This window comes from Mycobacterium angelicum (assembly GCF_002086155.1).
GTDB lineage: Bacteria > Actinomycetota > Actinomycetes > Mycobacteriales > Mycobacteriaceae > Mycobacterium > Mycobacterium angelicum.
Window position 1 is genome coordinate 1 of record NZ_MVHE01000314.1, and the last position, 421, is coordinate 421.

Below are 421 nucleotides of genomic sequence, written 5' to 3' on the forward strand. Positions count from 1 at the left end.
CGCCGGCCCCACCGTTGCCGCCGTTTCCTGTCCCGATGCCGTTGCCGCCGCTGCCGCCGGCGCCGCCGGTCCCGCCGCTTCCACCCTTGCCGCCGGCGCCGCCGTCGCCCACACCCAGGGCACTGCCGCCGTGCCCGCCGGTACCGCCGGCGCCCCCGGCCCCGCCGGCACCACCGGCGCCGCCGTCGGCGTCGGTGATCACGCCGGCGCCGCCCTGGTTGTCGATGGCGGGGGCTGACCATCCGTTACCGCCGTTACCGCCGGCGCCGCCGTTGCCGGCATTACCGCCGCTGCCGCCGTTACCGGCCAGAGTTCCGCCGGCCCCGCCGTTGCCACCGTTGCCGCCGCTGCCTGCGTTGGTTCCACTTATTCCGTTGAGCGGGTTTACGCCGTCGACCGGGGTGACGGGCACGGGGGTGGG

Annotated in this window: 1 protein-coding gene; it reads right to left on the reverse strand. The window is 77.2% G+C overall.

Annotated features, from left to right (window positions below; all coding sequences use genetic code 11):
- Positions 1–421, reverse strand: a 421-nt coding sequence (locus BST12_RS32700) for a hypothetical protein (protein ID WP_211281426.1), incomplete at both ends; no start/stop codon positions are given.